Source organism: Priestia sp. MDV22-iso46 (assembly GCF_058629175.1).
The window spans coordinates 1016597-1032830 of sequence record NZ_JBZVWT010000001.1 but is presented as its reverse complement, the minus strand read 5'-3'; the positions used below and the strand labels follow the sequence as shown (position 1 = coordinate 1032830).

16 protein-coding genes and 1 pseudogene are annotated in these 16234 nt (G+C 37.9%); 11 read left to right on the top strand and 6 right to left on the bottom strand.

Annotation, left to right across the window (positions count from 1 at the left end; translation table 11 throughout):
- Positions 1 to 335 precede the first annotated feature (335 nt).
- Together AC4NPH_RS05430 and AC4NPH_RS05425 are read left to right on the top strand one after the other, a co-directional pair.
- Positions 336 to 1370, top strand: a pseudogene (locus AC4NPH_RS05430) (type IA DNA topoisomerase); the annotation flags it as partial.
- Between the two features lie 111 nt (positions 1371 to 1481).
- On the top strand, positions 1482 to 1880 hold the full coding sequence (locus tag AC4NPH_RS05425; RefSeq protein WP_055989387.1) for a PaaI family thioesterase: 399 nt from the start codon (positions 1482 to 1484) through the stop codon (positions 1878 to 1880).
- A 4-nt stretch (positions 1881 to 1884) separates the two neighbouring features.
- On the opposite strand, the gene AC4NPH_RS05420 is transcribed toward AC4NPH_RS05425, so the two are convergent.
- On the bottom strand, positions 1885 to 2514 hold the full coding sequence (locus AC4NPH_RS05420; protein WP_081252138.1) for an NUDIX hydrolase: 630 nt from the start codon (positions 2512 to 2514) through the stop codon (positions 1885 to 1887).
- Between the two features lie 136 nt (positions 2515 to 2650).
- Between AC4NPH_RS05420 and AC4NPH_RS05415 the strand changes: the two genes are divergently transcribed.
- Together AC4NPH_RS05415 and AC4NPH_RS05410 are read left to right on the top strand one after the other, a co-directional pair.
- Positions 2651 to 3340: a DUF421 domain-containing protein gene (locus AC4NPH_RS05415; protein ID WP_231101800.1), complete on the top strand. Its 690-nt coding sequence runs from the start codon at positions 2651 to 2653 to the stop codon at positions 3338 to 3340.
- Positions 3341 to 3459: 119 nt separating this feature from the next.
- Positions 3460 to 3597 carry a hypothetical protein gene (locus AC4NPH_RS05410; RefSeq protein ID WP_170959516.1) on the top strand — a complete coding sequence of 46 codons (138 nt, stop codon included), beginning with the start codon at positions 3460 to 3462 and terminating at the stop codon, positions 3595 to 3597.
- 65 nt (positions 3598 to 3662) lie between these two features.
- Here AC4NPH_RS05410 and AC4NPH_RS05405 read toward each other — a convergent pair whose 3' ends face one another.
- Positions 3663 to 5180 (bottom strand): tannase/feruloyl esterase family alpha/beta hydrolase, encoded by a 1518-nt coding sequence (locus tag AC4NPH_RS05405; RefSeq protein ID WP_098196405.1) that lies wholly within the window; start codon positions 5178 to 5180, stop codon positions 3663 to 3665.
- A gap of 292 nt (positions 5181 to 5472) precedes the next feature.
- On the opposite strand from AC4NPH_RS05405, the gene AC4NPH_RS05400 reads away from it, so the two are divergent.
- Positions 5473 to 6384 (top strand): AEC family transporter, encoded by a 912-nt coding sequence (locus AC4NPH_RS05400; RefSeq protein ID WP_013056661.1) that lies wholly within the window; start codon positions 5473 to 5475, stop codon positions 6382 to 6384.
- Positions 6385 to 6510: 126 nt separating this feature from the next.
- Positions 6511 to 8010 carry a glucose-6-phosphate dehydrogenase gene (zwf, locus tag AC4NPH_RS05395; protein WP_013056662.1) on the top strand — a complete coding sequence of 500 codons (1500 nt, stop codon included), beginning with the start codon at positions 6511 to 6513 and terminating at the stop codon, positions 8008 to 8010.
- 146 nt (positions 8011 to 8156) lie between these two features.
- Here zwf and AC4NPH_RS05390 read toward each other — a convergent pair whose 3' ends face one another.
- A complete protein-coding gene (locus AC4NPH_RS05390) occupies positions 8157 to 8825 on the bottom strand; it encodes a GntR family transcriptional regulator (protein ID WP_013056663.1) in 669 nt (222 codons plus the stop codon).
- 207 nt (positions 8826 to 9032) lie between these two features.
- Between AC4NPH_RS05390 and AC4NPH_RS05385 the strand changes: the two genes are divergently transcribed.
- Both AC4NPH_RS05385 and AC4NPH_RS05380 read left to right on the top strand, forming a co-directional pair.
- Positions 9033 to 10088, top strand: a complete 1056-nt coding sequence (locus AC4NPH_RS05385) for a tartrate dehydrogenase (protein ID WP_013056664.1) — start codon at positions 9033 to 9035, stop codon at positions 10086 to 10088.
- Positions 10089 to 10423: 335 nt separating this feature from the next.
- Positions 10424 to 11632 carry an MFS transporter gene (locus AC4NPH_RS05380; protein WP_013056665.1) on the top strand — a complete coding sequence of 403 codons (1209 nt, stop codon included), beginning with the start codon at positions 10424 to 10426 and terminating at the stop codon, positions 11630 to 11632.
- Between the two features lie 118 nt (positions 11633 to 11750).
- Here the strand turns inward: AC4NPH_RS05380 and AC4NPH_RS05375 are convergent, their stop codons facing one another.
- Positions 11751 to 12074, bottom strand: coding sequence for a winged helix-turn-helix transcriptional regulator (locus tag AC4NPH_RS05375; protein WP_014460492.1), 324 nt, complete (start codon positions 12072 to 12074; stop codon positions 11751 to 11753).
- A 362-nt stretch (positions 12075 to 12436) separates the two neighbouring features.
- On the opposite strand from AC4NPH_RS05375, the gene AC4NPH_RS05370 reads away from it, so the two are divergent.
- The 3 genes from AC4NPH_RS05370 (at position 12437) to AC4NPH_RS05360 (ending at position 15539) form a co-directional block, all read left to right on the top strand.
- Entirely contained in the window at positions 12437 to 13180 is a 744-nt protein-coding gene (locus AC4NPH_RS05370) for a GTP cyclohydrolase II (protein ID WP_013056667.1), read from the top strand.
- The gene (gene ribD / locus AC4NPH_RS05365) at positions 13177 to 14268 is read left to right on the top strand and encodes a bifunctional diaminohydroxyphosphoribosylaminopyrimidine deaminase/5-amino-6-(5-phosphoribosylamino)uracil reductase RibD (protein WP_013056668.1); all 1092 of its coding nucleotides are present in this window, start codon (positions 13177 to 13179) and stop codon (positions 14266 to 14268) included. The genes AC4NPH_RS05370 and ribD overlap by 4 nt, the downstream gene beginning before the upstream one ends.
- Positions 14269 to 14663: 395 nt before the next feature.
- Positions 14664 to 15539 (top strand): helix-turn-helix domain-containing protein, encoded by an 876-nt coding sequence (locus AC4NPH_RS05360; protein WP_029321308.1) that lies wholly within the window; start codon positions 14664 to 14666, stop codon positions 15537 to 15539.
- A 304-nt stretch (positions 15540 to 15843) separates the two neighbouring features.
- On the opposite strand, the gene AC4NPH_RS05355 is transcribed toward AC4NPH_RS05360, so the two are convergent.
- Together AC4NPH_RS05355 and AC4NPH_RS05350 are read right to left on the bottom strand one after the other, a co-directional pair.
- Positions 15844 to 15990, bottom strand: coding sequence for a hypothetical protein (locus AC4NPH_RS05355; RefSeq protein WP_013056671.1), 147 nt, complete (start codon positions 15988 to 15990; stop codon positions 15844 to 15846).
- A gap of 12 nt (positions 15991 to 16002) precedes the next feature.
- Positions 16003 to 16227 carry a DUF3892 domain-containing protein gene (locus tag AC4NPH_RS05350; protein WP_013056672.1) on the bottom strand — a complete coding sequence of 75 codons (225 nt, stop codon included), beginning with the start codon at positions 16225 to 16227 and terminating at the stop codon, positions 16003 to 16005.
- Positions 16228 to 16234 lie beyond the last annotated feature (7 nt).

The window sequence follows — 16234 nt, the reverse complement described above, 5'->3', positions numbered from 1 at the left end:
TTGAAAAACAGTGAAATCTTTGAAGAGCCTTTTGATTTATTTAAATATTTGACGGTTTATAAAAAGCTCCACATCAAGGTTTATTGATGTGGAGCTTTTCGCATATGTTCCCTATTCAATTATATTTTAATGCTAATGTACATGGGGTTACTATTAAGGGTACTTTGATGATAAAATATATTGAGAACATACGTTTTGGAATTTTGATAATTAGCTAGAGGTATCTAAGTTAGAAAATGAAATAGAGTAAAATGCCTGACTATCTTTTAAGACATGTATTTTACGATTAAGCCTCTTATATATATAACATTTTATAATAGTACTCTTGATTTCAGGAACACTATGCGATTATTCCAACGGAACAAGTGAAGGACCCCAGCAAACTGTCAGGAGACGAACAGAAAATTTACGACTTAGTCGTAAGACGTCTAATTGCGGCACACTACGAAAAAGCGATTTTCGACTATACAACGATTACGACACTAGTGGAAAAGCGAGCAGCTTTTATTTCAAAAGGAAAGCAGCAAATCCAAGAAGGCTGGCGCAAAGTAATTTTTCAAAATGAGAAAGATGACGACGTTATTCTTCCGAATGTTCAAGAAGGCGAAGAAGGAAAAGTTATTAAAGTAGACGTAAAAGAAGGTAAAACACAGCCTCCAAAACGCTACACGGAAGGTCAGTTGATTACACTGATGAAGACAGCAGGCAAGCATTTGGATAATGACGAGCTGGAGAAAATTTTAGCAAAATCAGAAGGCTTAGGAACAGAAGCTACGCGCGCTGGAATCATTACAATGCTTAAAGATCGTAAATATATTGATGTGAAAAAAAACCAAGTATTTGCGACTGATAAAGGAAAGGTATTGATTGACGCGATTGGCGATAAAATTTTAGCTTCTCCAGAAATGACGGCTAAATGGGAGCAGCGTCTAGCTGAAATTGGAGAAGGAACAGCATCGGCCGCTGCCTTTATGGAACAAACAAAGAAGCTGTCAGCTAAAATTATCGAAGACGCTGTCGAAGCAGAAAGCAAGTGGAACTTCAGCGGATACGATACTGAATCCATTCAGCGAAAAGGTAATGGAAAAGGTAAAGGCTTTTCTTCTAAATCGTTTGGTTCATGTAAGCTTTGCGACGGAAAAGTAGTTGATAAAGGCTCATTTTACGGATGCTCAAACTATGCAAAAACAAAATGCACGTTTACCGTATCGAAAAAGATTTTAGGTAAAACAGTTACGCAGGCTAATTTAAAAAAGCTGTTAAGCGAAGGACAAACAGATTTAATTGAAGGCTTTAAAAAAGGCGATAAAACCTTTAATGCCAAGTTAGAATGGAAAGAAAACAAAGTGCAGTTTTTATTTGAAAAATAGAGGAATAAAAAGCGTTTGCTAAAGAGCAAGCGCTTTTTGTATATAAAAACAGGAGTTTTCCAGCTTTTCTAGAATTTCTTACATAGTTTATTTATGTAAAGGATGAGATTGATGAAACGAACGAGTAAAGGGATGATTCCGTTTTGGGATTATATTGGCATTGAAGAAACGCTGCTTGAAAAAGGGTATGCAGAGTTGAAAATTACGATTCAGCCTCAGCTTCTGCAAGGAAGAGGAACGGTTCATGGAGGCGTTATTGCCACGCTTATCGACGCGGCGGTTGGTTCGGCTGTGCGATCTTCTCTTTCTGAGGAGGAAAGCGCCAGTACAGTTGAGTTAAAAGTAAATTACACAAGGCCGGGTATAGGTGATTATTTAGTTGCAAAGTCTACACTGTCTCATTGCGGCAAAACGCTTGCAGTTGGAGAAGTGAAAATTGAAGACAGCAGCGGTAAACTTGTTGCGCTTGGCAGTGCAACATATATGATTTTTTCAGTAGAAAAAGCTTAGGGTTCTAAGCTTTTTCTGCTGAATGCAGCTGTTGCCTAATGAATGAAATAATCGTTTCATAGTAAGCTTTGGGATGAGGAGCAAATTCACTTTTATGTGCTGTACGGTGAATTGGCTCTTTTTTATTTGTTATCCCTTCAATGATCAGTTCTGTTTGATTTCCAAGCCACAGTTCGCAAAAGTGAGAAAAAGGCGCTTTTACAAGTGCTGATACTTCTTCTTGCTGCAACGTAAAAGCAGTGAGCAGATGAGAGCTGTGGTATAAAAATACGTGTGCAAATTCTTTATCAACATAGTGCGGCTGAGATATTTCGTATTTAAAGACATCTAAAGGAAGCAGTTCATCAAATGAAATGTTTACACCAAGTTCCTCGTGAATTTCTCTTATTCCGTCCACAGCGGTTTCTGTATGAAGCAAATGTCCGGCAGCTGTGATATCAAGCGCACCGGGATAATCTTGTTTTTGTTCGCTTCGAATTTGAAAATAAATATAGTCTGTATCATTTTCACGGCTGACAAACCAGCAGTGAAACGCTTCGTGCCAATAGCCTTTTTCATGAACTTCTTTGCGAGACGCTGTTCCTATGCGCTGCTGTTGGTCGTTAAATACGGTTAACACTTCATCGTTCATCATAAAACCCCCATTTGCTTCCTACTTCTTTCTACTCTAACCTGTCGTGAAAGGTATGTAAATAATGGAAGATGAAAAAAACGTGTTCATACATAAAAATAAGTACAAGATAAAGGATACATCAATTTTAGTAAAGAAGGTGCATGCGTTGAATCATTGGATGGAAGTAGTACTTCGTTCAGTGCTGATTTTACTTGGCTTGTTTTTTATCACAAAGCTGTTGGGGAAAAAACAGTTATCCAAACTTTCTTTTTTTGAATATATCGTTGGCATTACAATTGGAGATATTGCAGGAACAATTTCAATGGATGTAGATTTACAGGCAAGTCACGGGGTAGTCGCAATTTTAGTGTGGGCATCGTTTCTTATTTTTGTATCAAACGTATCGTTAAAAAGTATAAGCTTTCGAAAAGCGGTGGAAGGGACAACAACGATCCTCATTAAAGAAGGAAAAATTCTTGAGAAAAATGTAAAAAAAGAAAAATATACAGTAGATGAGCTCATGGAGCAGCTTCGAAAAAAAGACATCTTTTATGTGGAAGACGTAGCTTTTGCCATGCTCGAAACCAACGGCGAATTAAGCGTGCTGTTAAAAAAAGAAAAGCAAAACGTTACGAGAGAAGATTTATTAATAAAAGGAGAGGCGACACGATTACCTCAAACGATTATCATGGACGGAAATATAATGAAAGAAGCGGTTCATGAGCTGGGATATAGCGTAGCGTGGGTTAAAGAACAGCTCAAAAAGAAAGGTGCTGCAGCCGATAAGGTATTTTTAGGTCAAGCAGACTCAGCAGGTCATTTGTATCTTGATTATTATGAAGACTGAGGCTGAGAGAAAAGTATTTTAGCCCAAGTGAAAAACGAACCATTAATCAACATGTCTGATTAGTGGTTCGTTTTTTGTGATTGCGAATATAGTTTTATCTGTTTCGTTCCTTCTAGCAGTTGATTGGAGGGCAAGGCGAAGACTCTTGCGGGAAAAGCGGAACAGATGAGACCCCCCAGGAGCGCAAGCAACGAGGAGGCTCAGCGACCGCCCGCGGAAAGCGAAGCCTTGCACGGAAATCAACTGCGGTGTCATAAGCGGTTCAGCTCATGTATCTCATTTGTTCGTCTTTAGGTTGGATTCATTTAGTTATGTTTCAACCTCAGCGTGGATCTACTTCTTGTCCGGATTTTATATCCATTACTTTAAGGCTATTTTGAGGTGCTTTAATATCTTTACTTGCAGGTGCAGCTTTTTTATTTTCCACCCAGTCTACTAACAAATCAAAAGATTGATGGGCATATGGAAGCAGGGGCTGAAGCTCTTGATTTGGATCCGTTTGTTTATTCCATACTAAGCTGTCAACGTGATTTCCGTTTTTAACGGTATAAAGACGATGAAGATTTGCCGTGCCAGCTTTTTTAACGAGTTTTTCATAGCCTTCCGCGTGAATAGACGGGAAGATAAGTGAATCGAGAGAGCCCGCCATACTGATAAGAGGTACATCGATATCGCCTGTATTTTCTACTTTTGCTACATTTTCTTTTACACTTTTTGGACGGGTTTGATAGCGATAATCTTCAAAGATATAATCCCATGAGCGATCACGTAAACCTGCTGAAGTAAAGTTTAAATAGTTGTGCCAGTTTGTTCTTCCGGGAGCAGTTGGATCAAAGTGATCACGGTAAATGTTTAATGTGACCGACCAGTACACTTGATCATGGTAATTCCACAATTTTTCTGATCCTTTCGGAAGACCTGCTTTATACATTTGTTTAATGGCTTTTTTCTGCTCTTTTCCCGTTCCGTACAGCGCTTCTTCTGCGTTGTTGACAACAGGTGTTAGTGAGCTAATTAAATTTGGTGCTTTTGAACTCCATAATACGCCTTCCCAATCGACGCCTCCATCAAATAAACGAGGCTCTTTTGTTTGCTTTGGATCATCGTGCTCAAGTGCGTATCTGACGACGTATCCACCGTTTGAAATGCCAATTGCATACGTTGGTACTTTATGATCGTTTCGAATCAAATCGCTTGCAGGATTTTTTCGGTTGGACGGGTTGATTAGCTTGTCTGAATAATGAGTAGTCAAGTATTGCTGGGCAGCTTTTGTCAGTTGACGATAGCGCATATTCCATTCTGCTACGCTGTCGTCATCGTTAGCGAGTGCATTTTTTACTTTAGCAAAAGGATCGTTAGGGTCACTTTCTCCTTGCGTTCCTTTATCGGTGGCTGCAAATGCATAGCCTTTTTTAAGAACGTAATCGCTGAATAATAAATCGGTGGACGTTTCGTTGCGCGTGGCAGGAATGCCGGCTATCACAAGTTTTCCGTTCCAGTTATCAGGAACACGGATGACGAACTGAGCGTCTTCAAAAATGCCATTTACTTGCGTTCCTTTGACCTCAGCGGGCTGATTGATTCGATACCAGCCCGATCCATCTTCAGGTTTCCCCCAGTTATAAGGAGTAAGCCCAATATTGCCATAGAGCGTAGCCTGCTGATATTGAGTGGGGTTTTTAGTGGTGAGCCAATTCCCGTTCGCTCCGTCGAAATAGGTTTCTGCCGACTGATCAGCATTTGGAATTACATCTGTTTTGTTAGAAGCTTCAGCAAGAGATCCTGAAGCTGAAAAACAAAGAGCAGCAGAAAAAGTAAGCGCTATCATTTTTCGTTTCACGTTTCTTCCTCCTCATAAAAATACTACATACCTTTTAAACAAATTCCATAAAAAAGAAAAATCTCCTGTTTTAAAATCAGTTTGGAGGAAAGTTTTTTCAATTGTTTCTAAGCTGTTTTTGTCTAACAAACAGGTAAACTGCATCCAATTCTCTAGTTTCTTTTTAAGCTGCTTATATTATAATGAAACAAGGATTAAAAAAGACAGGGTAAAACAATCGATTAAATAAGTATAAAAGATATGAAAAACGTTTCTATAAAACGTTTATCTTAGAGGGCAAGGGAGTAGGTCTATGAGCAGCTTTAACAGTCAGTTTTTGTATTCCGTTACAATCATTCTATTAGGATACATACTAAAACGAACAAACCTCCTTCAGCAAAAAGACGGGGAAGCTTTAGCCAGAATTATTTTTAATATTACAATGCCTTGCTTGATTATTGTCACATTCAGCAGTATTAAAATTGATGGATCGCTTATTTTACTATTAGTTATTGGAATTGTCTATGGCTTGCTGTTAGCTGCGGTAGGAATTTTTGTTTTTCGAAAAGATGAAAGAAAAGTGAAAGGCATGCTGACGATGATGATTCCAGGGTTTAATATTGGAATGTTTGCTTATCCGTTAGTAGAAGGCATTTGGGGAAAAGAAGGGCTTAAATATTTTGGTATGTTTGATGTCGGAAATGCCTTTGTTATTTTTGTTTTATGCTATGTGATTGGCAGCTACTACTCAGGAGATGATATTGACATTGAATTTAAAAAGATTTTATACAAAGTATTAAAATCGATGCCGCTTCTTACCTACGTAATCATTTGTCTTCTTGCGATTATAGGCATTCATTTACCATCATATGTATTAGACGTTTCAGGCATTATCTCTAAAGCTAATATGCCGCTTTCTCTTTTGCTTTTAGGCGTATATTTAAATTTTTCGTTCCAAAAAAGCTACTTGAAAAAAATTATTATGTTTTTAAGTATCCGCTACATAATCGGACTCGGCGTAGGAATTGCGCTGTTTTTCCTGCTTCCATTTGAAGATATGTTCCGGTATACAATCTTAGTTTGCTTCATTCTACCAGTAGCGGGGTCAGTTTTACCTTACGCAGTAGAATTCAAATACGATCAAAAATTTGTCGGCACCGTTTCAAATATGACGATTCTGCTCAGTTTTTTGCTGCTGTGGGGAATGACAAACATTTTAATGTAAATAACTGAGGACGCTCGCACTTGTGAGCGTCCTTTTTGATGAAAAAAGGATATTCCCAAATAAACAGAGGTAAGCTAGGAGAAGAGAAAATCCATCATACATACAACCTGACGGGAGGAAAAAAAAGTGGAGTCCTTAACTTTTGTTTTATTTGGCGCAACGGGTGATTTAGCAAAAAGAAAAATCTTTCCCGCTCTTTATAATTTATTTACAGACAAAAAGCTCCCTGATGCTATTTCTATTATTGGATCGGGGTACGAGCAGATGTCTCATGAGGATTTTAAAGAGCGTGTAAAGCAATCTATAAACGATTTTTCGAGACGGAAAATGGAAAGTAACGAAGAAGATTTTTTGTCCCTGTTTCATTATCAAGCAGTAGACGCAAGCAAAACAGAAGATTACAAACAGCTATTAAAGGTTGTGAATGAGCAAGAAACAACTCATGGAAGTAAAGGAAATCGTTTGTTTTATTTGTCCGTAGCACCCGAATACTTCGATGTAATTGCTCTGCATATAAAAAAAAGCGGCTTGGATCAAACCAGCGGGTGGAAGCGTCTTATGATTGAAAAGCCATTTGGACATGATCTTGTTTCAGCAAGAGAGCTTAATGAAAAGCTAAGCAGTACGTTTAAAGAAGAAGAAATTTATCGAATTGATCATTATTTAGGTAAACCGATGGTGCAAAATTTAGAAGCGCTTGAATTTACGAACCCCGTGCTGCAATCGCTGTGGAATAACAAACACATTGCGAACGTACAAATTACGGCAAGTGAAACAGTCGGTGTTGAAAATCGTGCAGGGTATTATGATCATACGGGGGCCATACGCGACATGATTCAAAATCATATGCTGCAGGTTCTCATGATGACAGCTATGCATCTTCCAAAACGAATTTGCTCAGAAAACATTTTAGAAGAAAAGCAAAAAGTAATGGAGTCACTGAGGAAAATTCAAGCGAAAGAAGTAGCTCGCGATGTTGTAAGAGGACAATACGGAAACGGAGAAATCAATCACAAATCTGTTAGAGGATACAAAGAAGAGCCTGGCGTAGAAGCAGACTCTAAAAATGATACGTTTGTGGCAGCACGTTTATGGATTGATAATCCATTTTGGAAAGGCGTTCCTTTTTATATTCGAACGGGCAAACGAATGAAAGAAAAATCAACTCGTATCGTCGTAGAATTTAAAGATTCTTTAAAGGGTCTGTACGAAACTCCTTATGACAAAGTAGCACCAAACTTATTTATTATCGAAATCAGTCCAAGCGAAAACGTCGCTTTGCAGCTTAACAGCAAAAACCCATTAAAAAATGGTGTTATTGAGCCGGTTCGTATTACGTTTTCAAGAGAAGAAGAAAGTGTGCCGGAAGCATATGAACGAATTATTTACGACGCATTAATCGGAGACTCCACGTTTTTTGCTCATTGGAAAGAAGTAGAGCTATCTTGGCAGTGGGTGCAGCCTGTATTAGATGCATTTGAAGCTGATATGCTGCCGCTTTATGAATATCCATCCGGCTCACAAGGCCCTGAAGAAGCCCAGAAATTAGTTGAACAAGAAGGCTTTAAGTGGTGGCTCGATGACGATGAGCATGGGGAAGCACCTGGAGTGTTTTTGCCTATTTAAAAAAAGAGGTTAGGACAAAATTTTTTTCGTTGAAGAAAGATCCGAACGATAAATTGAGATTCTTGATGGAGAATCTCGATTCATCGTTCGGATTTTTTTATGTATCTCATTTGTTCGTCTTTGGATTGAATGAATTTAGTTATGTCTCAATCTCTTTTGGTGTTTAATCGTTTTTGTAAATAAACAAGATCATGATGTAAATGTTGTTGCATATGTTCAACAGCTTTTAAACTGCGTTTTTTCATAAAGGTGAACACTTGCTGATGCTCATCTAAAATCTCAGCAGCGCGTCCTTTACCTTTAAAATTAAGCACCCGACAAAAATAAATCAATACATTTACGCTATCGAGCTGTTTTTTTAAATGTTTATTATGACTGTATTGAAGAATCAGCTGATGAAAATGTTCATTTAGCTCAATAAGTCGAGAATCTTCGGCTCCTTGCTTTATTTCCTCAGCGGTTCTGTCTAACAGCTGCTCAATGAAAAGAAGCTCTTCATCAGAAGCGCGAGTAATACACAGCTCAATGGCTAAAGACTCTAAAGCCGTACGAATTTGATAAATTTCTTCTACGTCTTCAGGAGACAGGGAATAAACAATAAAGCCTGTTTTTTGATCTGCAACTAAAAGGCCGTCTTTTTCTAATAAACGCATTGCTTCTCTTATGGGAGAGCGGCTGACCCCAAATGCTTTAGCTAGCTGGGTTTCATTGATTCGCTGACCCGGTTCATATTCACCGTTCACAATCATTTGCTTAATTTTTTCATAAAATTGAAGATAGTATGGTAACGGCTTGTGTAAATCAAAATTGTTCATTGATATACCTCGTTTATTTATAATCATTTATTTCCTAATTATAATACGCTTGTTCATAAGAGTCATAATAATTTTGAATTTTTGAAGAGAATGAATATATTCAGAATTTTCTTGTTAAAAGCGTTCTTTTTACGTATAATCAAATAGATAATATCAGTCGACGGTCGACCGATAATTTTTTACATAAAAGACGCAGGGGGATTTTTGATGAAAACGTTAAAAATAGCGAACATACCAGGAGATGGAGTAGGAAAAGAAGTTGTGCCGGAGGCGGTTAGGGTCCTTCACACGATTGCAGATCTTCACGGGGGATTAAAATTTGAATTTACAGAATTTCCTTGGAGCTGTGATTATTATTTGAAGTACGGACAGATGATGCCGGAAGATGGGCTAAAGCAGCTTCAACACTTTGACGGAATTTTTTTAGGAGCCGTAGGAAATTTAAATCTTGTGCCAGATCACGTGTCGCTATGGGGTCTGCTCATTAAGATTCGTCGAGAATTTCAGCAGGTAATTAATATTCGTCCAGCCAAAAGGTTAAAAGGCATCGCATCTCCACTAACGAACCCAAAAGATTTTGATTTAATTGTTGTTCGTGAAAATAGTGAAGGAGAATACAGTGAAGTAGGAGGCCGGATTTATCAAGGAGAAGATCAAATTTCTATTCAAAATGCGGTTTTTTCTCGAAAAGGAACAGAACGAGCGATGCGCTACGCATTTGAATTAGCTTCTAAAAGAAAAGCGAAAGTTACAAGCGCAACGAAGTCAAATGGAATTGTTCATTCCATGCCGTTTTGGGACGAAGTGTTTCAAGATGTTGCAAAGAGTTATCCTCATATTGAAACAGACTCACAGCACATCGATGCGCTGGCGGCTTTTTTCGTTACAAATCCAAGTCGTTTTGATGTAATTGTGGCAAGCAATTTATTTGGAGATATTTTAACAGATATCGGAGCTGCTATTATGGGAAGTATTGGCGTTGCTCCTGCTGCAAATATTAATGTGAACGGAAAATATCCTTCGATGTTTGAACCGGTACACGGGTCTGCTCCTGATATTGTCGGAAAAGGAATTGCAAACCCAATCGGACAGATTTGGACGGCTAAAATGATGTTGGATCATTTTGGTGAACAAGAATTAGGCAGTCATTTATTAGAGGTTATCGAACAAGTGACGGAATCGGGCATCATTACACCAGATGTTGGAGGCAGAGCAACTACTAGTGAAGTAACGGATCAAATTATTTCTCATTTAAAGAAGTGAAGGTTCTAAAAGAGGCTAGGACAAAAGAATATTAGACGAAGTGAAAAACGAACCATTGATCAAAGTGTTTGATTCATGGTTTGTTTTTTTGTGGTAAACGTAGGTTTCATGTGTGTAGGTCTTTCTAGCGGTTGATTGGAGGGCAAGGCGAAGACTCCTGCGGGAAAAGCGAAGTCTTGCACGGAAATCAAAATCGATAAATACATGTTGACACTTACATATATGAACCCTATAATAGTTTGAGTTGAGATAATTCGTATACATATTATTTCTAGACTATGATTTAGTTTGTTTTAATAAATAGATACGAACAAACAAATAAAAGGAGGAAAATCATGCAGAAATCAAAATTATGGACAAAAGATTTTTTAGCGGTCTCATTGACCAGCTTTTTTGTTTTTGTCATTTTTTATATGTTAACTGTCACATTGCCGCTGTTTGCAACGGATGAACTTCATGCAAGTAAACAAAGCCTAGGGCTAATTGTGACAATTTTTTTAGTGTCCGGCATTGTGTTCAGACCGCTAGCCGGTAAGTGGATGACAACATTAGGACAAAAGAAAGTACTATTAATAGGTGTCTTTATCTTTTTAATTGGTTCTATTTTATATATGAACATTCACTCATTATCTGCGCTGCTGCTGCTGCGTGTGCTTCATGGTATTGGTTTTGGAATGAGCACAACTGCCACAGGAGCAATCGTTGCAAATGTAATTCCAGAACAGAGGAAAGGCGAAGGGATGGGGTACTATGCGACGTTTATGAACTTAGCGATGGTAGTAGGTCCGTTTGTAGGCTTAACGTTAACAAATACTTTGGGTCATACAGCGGTCTTTACCGTTGCGGTTGTATCTTCTGTTTTAGCAGTATTATGCAGTCTAGTACTTCGTGTACCTGAGGTGCAAGCTTCTTCTGCAACAAATGAAATACAGCCAGCTAAAGGTCTTGCGGCGTTTTTTGAATACCGTTCGCTGCCTATTTCTGTTGCTGGCCTTGTGGTAGCTTTTTCATATGCAAGTGTTATTTCGTTTGTGTCTATTTATGCAAAAGAAATGGGCTTTACGCAAGCTTCAAGCTTTTTCTTTGTTGTCTACGCGGTGTGCTTATTAGCTTCTAGACCTTTTACTGGAAAATGGTTTGATCAATACGGAGAAAACAGCGTGGTATATCCGTCCATTTTATCTTTAGCTATCGGTATCTTTTTGCTTAGCCAAGCGACAACAAGCTGGGTGTTTTTATTAGCTGGAGCATTGATTGGATTAGGCTTTGGAACGATTACATCAAGTTTTCAATCCATTGCTGTAAAAAAAGCTTCTCCTCATCGCCGAGGTGTCGCCACAGCTACGTTTTTTGTGTTTTTTGATTCTGGAATGGGCTTAGGGTCCTTTTTATTAGGCATTTTATCCACAGCAGCCGGTTATAAAGGAATGTATGTATTCTGTTCCATTGTTGCTCTTTTAGCTATAGCAGCATACCTTGTATTGCACGGCCGAAAAAGCCAGAAACAGCGTATTATTTCTCAAAATGAATCATTAGGAAAATAACATAAATAAAAAAAGGCGTGCTCAAGGGGAGCATGCCTTTTTTATTTATGGAGCTCTAAAGAAAACGGCTGTGAGCATATCGATATAGAAGCTCTCCTGATTTCTTTAGAGATTTCTTTTATTCCACTTCTTCTTTTGTAATCCACTCACTGGACCATGTCTGAATTTCCTGAATTACCGGCGCTAGTGCTAATCCTTTGTCGGATAACGAATACTCGATTCGAACAGGAGTTTCCGGAATAACCGTACGAATGACGATTCCTTCATGCTCTAATTCTTTTAGGCGCTCGGATAAGAGTCTTCCGCTTACTGGAAGTGCTTCTTGCATTTGAGAAAACCGCTGTGAGCCGGAAAGTAGCTGAAAAATGATCAAACTCGTCCAACGTTTCGTTAGTATAGTAACAGCCTTTTCAAAACGTGGGCAGAGTGCTAAACCGTCCATGTTATTACCTCCATTCTCTTCCTATATTATAAAACAAAGTCAGCATTTTATCTAGTGTTGTGTAATTTAATTACTTAAAGAACATAAATTACTTTACGCTTTTATGTTTTGATTATATAATTTATATAATTAAAGAAGTTAATTACTAAAAGTAACAAAAAGAACATAAAAGCTTTACAAGATAAATGTATCGTCATATAATACTTTAAGCAAGTAAAGTTACTTACTTTTAGTAAGCTGATACATCAATTAAAAAAGATAAATGTAGTGAAGTGCTAGAAAAAATATTTGTTCATGTGAGAGATTGAACACAATGTGAAAATAGTAGATAAGTGAAAGACACATAAGAGGAGGAAATGACTGTGATTAACGAAAAAGTTGTTTCAATTTTAAAAGATAAAATTAACGTAGTAAAAAATGATGATCATTTTATTTATATAGTAGGACCTATCACGCTTCCGGTGAATCTAGATGGAGAGACACAAGTATTTAGTTGGTATTCATGGCTGCGTTCTGATAATGTAAAAGAAGGATCTTTAAGTACGGAAGAGCTTATTGAAAAAATGCAAGGAGCTAATTTAGCTGACATGCAGCAATCGAGTGTTCTTGTGTACGGAGATTTTCAAGAATCGCATGAGGCACTAATTCGTATGCACAGTATCTGCCATACGGGAGATATATTCGGAAGCAAACGCTGCGACTGCGGTTTTCAATTAAAACAATCTATGAAAATGATCGTCGAAAATGGAAGCGGAGCGCTATTTTATTTAGCAAATCATGAAGGACGCGGCATTGGCCTATTCAGCAAAGCAATGGCATACGTTCTTCAAGAAAACGGATTTGATACGGTAGAGGCGAATGAAGGGTTAGGATTTGAAGATGATACTCGCAGCTATAGTGATGCCATCAGCGTGTTAAAAGTGCTGCGTCAAAAACCTGTTACGCTGATTACAAATAATCCGAAAAAGCTAATCGCGCTTGAGAAAAATGGCGCACTTTTATCCGGGCGCGTTCCACTTTGGGGAGATGTATCTCAGTTTAATGAAAAGTATCTAGACACTAAAGTTAAACGTTCAGGACACTTAAAAGAGGAGGTTCTTCTTTGATCAATCACGAATTTTATATGAATATAGCTTTACAAAACGCAAAAGCAACAAAAGGACAAACAGATCCAAATCCGCTTGTAGGATCTGTCATTGTAAACGATAATCGAATCGTTGGAATCGGTACGCATTTAAAAGCGGGAGAGCCGCACGCTGAAATTCATGCGCTGCGAATGGCTGGCGAACAAGCAAAAGGAGCGACTGCTTACGTAACGCTAGAGCCTTGTTCACACCACGGACGTACAGGTCCTTGTGCTGAAGCGCTAGTTGAAGCCGGTGTAAAAAAAGTGGTCATAGCAACTTTAGACCCCAATCCTTTAGTAGCAGGTAATGGAGTTAAAATTTTAGAAAACGCAGGCATTGAGGTCATAACAGGTGTATGTGAAGAAGAGTCACGTCAAATGAATGAGGTCTTCAATAAGTATATTGTAACGAAGAAGCCGTTTGTTTCATTAAAGTCAGCGATTACGTTAGACGGTAAAATAGCAACTGCTTCTTCTCACAGCAAGTGGATTACGTCTGAGGAAGCTCGTTTGGATGTACATCAGCTGCGTCATGAAACAGCGGGTATCTTAGTAGGGGTGAACACGGTCATTAAGGACAACCCCGAGCTGACAACTCGCATTGAAGGCGGCCGCAGTCCAATTCGTATTGTGATGGATTCAAAGCTGCGCATGCCGCTTGAATCTAAGCTAGCAACAGATTCTTTAGCTCCAACGTGGGTATTTACAAGTCAGGGCTATTCAAAAGAAAAAAAAGAACAGCTCGAAAAGCAAGGCGTCGAAGTATTTGTTACAAGCGGTGAGGACAAAGTAAATCTTGAAGATATGCTTTCTATACTAGGTGAGAAATTTGTGTCGTCTCTTTTAATTGAAGGAGGGGGCGAAGTGAATGCCGCATTCTTAGAGAATCGTTTAATTGATAAATTGGTGCTGTATATGGCTCCAAAGCTTTCAGGAGGAAAAGAAGCTCCTACTTTCCTAGAAGGAAAAGGCGTAGAGAAAATGTGGGACGCAGTGGACGTGGAGCGTCTTTCTGTGACGTCAATCGGCAAAGACTTTAAATTTGTTGGATATCCTGTTTATAAATAAAAATGTGAATGAGGATGGAACAAAAATATGTTAGGTGAAGGAAGATCCGAACGATAAATCGTTCGGATTTTTTGCTGTTATGGTGAACATAGGTTTCATGTATGCAGGTGCTTTTAGCCGTGTAACAAGTGATCTATATTAGCTTATTCATCCTATTTGTTCGTCTGTAGACTGGATTGATTTCGTTATGTCTCAATATTATTTTTTTGCAGGATTTTTTAGAGAAGAGAAATAATACACTATTTTACTATTATAGATTAATTTGCTATTATAGGGAATGGTCAATTTCGAAACATTGTATAAATTTTTAACGAGTTTACAGTTGACTATCTAAATAAAATCACTATATGTTTATAGAGAGAATATATTATGTGAAAGTAAGGGTGAGAAAAGAGATGAGAGAGTATAGAATTGGGAGTGTTATGAGAGACCTTCGCAAAATGGCAGGGTTGACACAACAAGAATTATCAAGAGACATTTGTACACAAGCGCAAATCAGCAAAATTGAAAACGGTGAAGAATATCCATCAAGCATTACCCTCTATAAAATTTCTAAGCGCCTTGGCGTAGATGTTAACTACTTTTTTGATAGTGTAGAATCACCTCGACTTGATTACGTAGATGCGGTTCAATCGTTAATTCGTCAATATATTCGTCAGAGAGATTATGATGCTATTCATAATATCATTGTAAAAGAAAAAGAAAGTCCCCTGTTTCAAAACCCGCTGAACAAGCAATTTTTAATGTGGCACGAAGGTATTTGCGTGTATTACATTCATCACAACAAAGAAGATGCGCTGTCTAAAATGTACCAAGCGATCGATCTTACTAAGCAATCGGCAACATTTTATAAGGAAAGAGAAATTGAAATTTTAAATAGCATTGGGATTATTCTTTATGAAGAGAAAGAGTATGAACAGGCTCTAGATACATATCAAACAGCACTCAAAAGCTTAAATGAGCTGCCCCAAACAAAAGACGAAAATATAAAAATTAGAATTTTAAATGCACTTGCCAAAACGCTTGGAGATATGAGTAACTATGATGAATCATTAATATATAGCAACCGAGGAATCGATTTGTGCATTAGTAATGAATCAATGTATTTATTTGGAGAACTTCATTACCAAGCAGGAGAGAGCTTAATCAAATTAGGTAAAATTGAACAAGGTAAAGAATATATGGAAAAGTCTATGACCATTTTCACCCTGCAACGAAATGAGCGATTCGTCAAGCTAGTAGAAAAAGAACTTGAAGCTCTATTTGTTTAAAATATTCCTATCATTATAATTTTTGAGAAATTTCTATCAAAATGGAGGAAATCCGTGATTTTAAGGGGATAAATGCTGATAGAAAGGAATTCATCTACTTTTATCCTGTGATACACTAGAGTCAAATCAAAGAAAGAGGAGGAAATAATTATGAAAAAAGTATTAGTCGGTATGGCATTAGCGTTTACATTAGTAGCAGGTGTTGCGTCAGTTGGAACAAGCGTAGCAACAGGAGATTTTTCAACATTAGGTCTTCCTAGCCAACATTAATAAGAAAAAGCCGTGCTAAGAAGCACGGCTTTTTTTATTGTGTTTTACTTGACTGATCTTTGTTGCGTTTGTTTCCTTTTGAATTATCCCCGCTTGAAATTTCTTCACCCATTTCTACAAGATGGTGCTGCGTTTTTGGATTACTTTGATTAGCGCTTCCTTTGTTATTCTTTTTAGTCATCTTCATTCTCCTTTAAAACGATGGCAATGCATCGAGATTATTTGTTTTGTCATGATCAGGAATGCTGCGAATATACGTACCGCCATCTTTCCCTACAAAGGTACTCACATGCTCAACGTCCCCTGCTTCTACTTTCTTTAAGGCTTCTTCATAGGTTAAAACGTCTCCTGAAGCTGTTTGGAATTCTAAGAGGTCACCGTCTGCATTTTTACGTACTGCAACGAAACGTTCTTTCATACAAATA

Bases quoted from the DNA above. Each gene is read 5' to 3' on its own strand.
- AC4NPH_RS05380 (WP_013056665.1), top strand. From the start codon at position 10,424: ATGCAGAAATCAAAATTATGGACAAAAGATTTTTTAGCGGTCTCATTG.
- AC4NPH_RS05425 (WP_055989387.1), top strand. From the start codon at position 1,482: ATGAAACGAACGAGTAAAGGGATGATTCCGTTTTGGGATTATATTGGC.
- AC4NPH_RS05400 (WP_013056661.1), top strand. From the start codon at position 5,473: ATGAGCAGCTTTAACAGTCAGTTTTTGTATTCCGTTACAATCATTCTA.
- AC4NPH_RS05355 (WP_013056671.1), bottom strand. From the start codon at position 15,990: ATGACTAAAAAGAATAACAAAGGAAGCGCTAATCAAAGTAATCCAAAA.
- AC4NPH_RS05360 (WP_029321308.1), top strand. From the start codon at position 14,664: ATGAGAGAGTATAGAATTGGGAGTGTTATGAGAGACCTTCGCAAAATG.
- AC4NPH_RS05420 (WP_081252138.1), bottom strand. From the start codon at position 2,514: ATGATGAACGATGAAGTGTTAACCGTATTTAACGACCAACAGCAGCGC.
- AC4NPH_RS05350 (WP_013056672.1), bottom strand. From the start codon at position 16,227: ATGAAAGAACGTTTCGTTGCAGTACGTAAAAATGCAGACGGTGACCTC.
- AC4NPH_RS05390 (WP_013056663.1), bottom strand. From the start codon at position 8,825: ATGAACAATTTTGATTTACACAAGCCGTTACCATACTATCTTCAATTT.
- AC4NPH_RS05385 (WP_013056664.1), top strand. From the start codon at position 9,033: ATGAAAACGTTAAAAATAGCGAACATACCAGGAGATGGAGTAGGAAAA.
- AC4NPH_RS05375 (WP_014460492.1), bottom strand. From the start codon at position 12,074: ATGGACGGTTTAGCACTCTGCCCACGTTTTGAAAAGGCTGTTACTATA.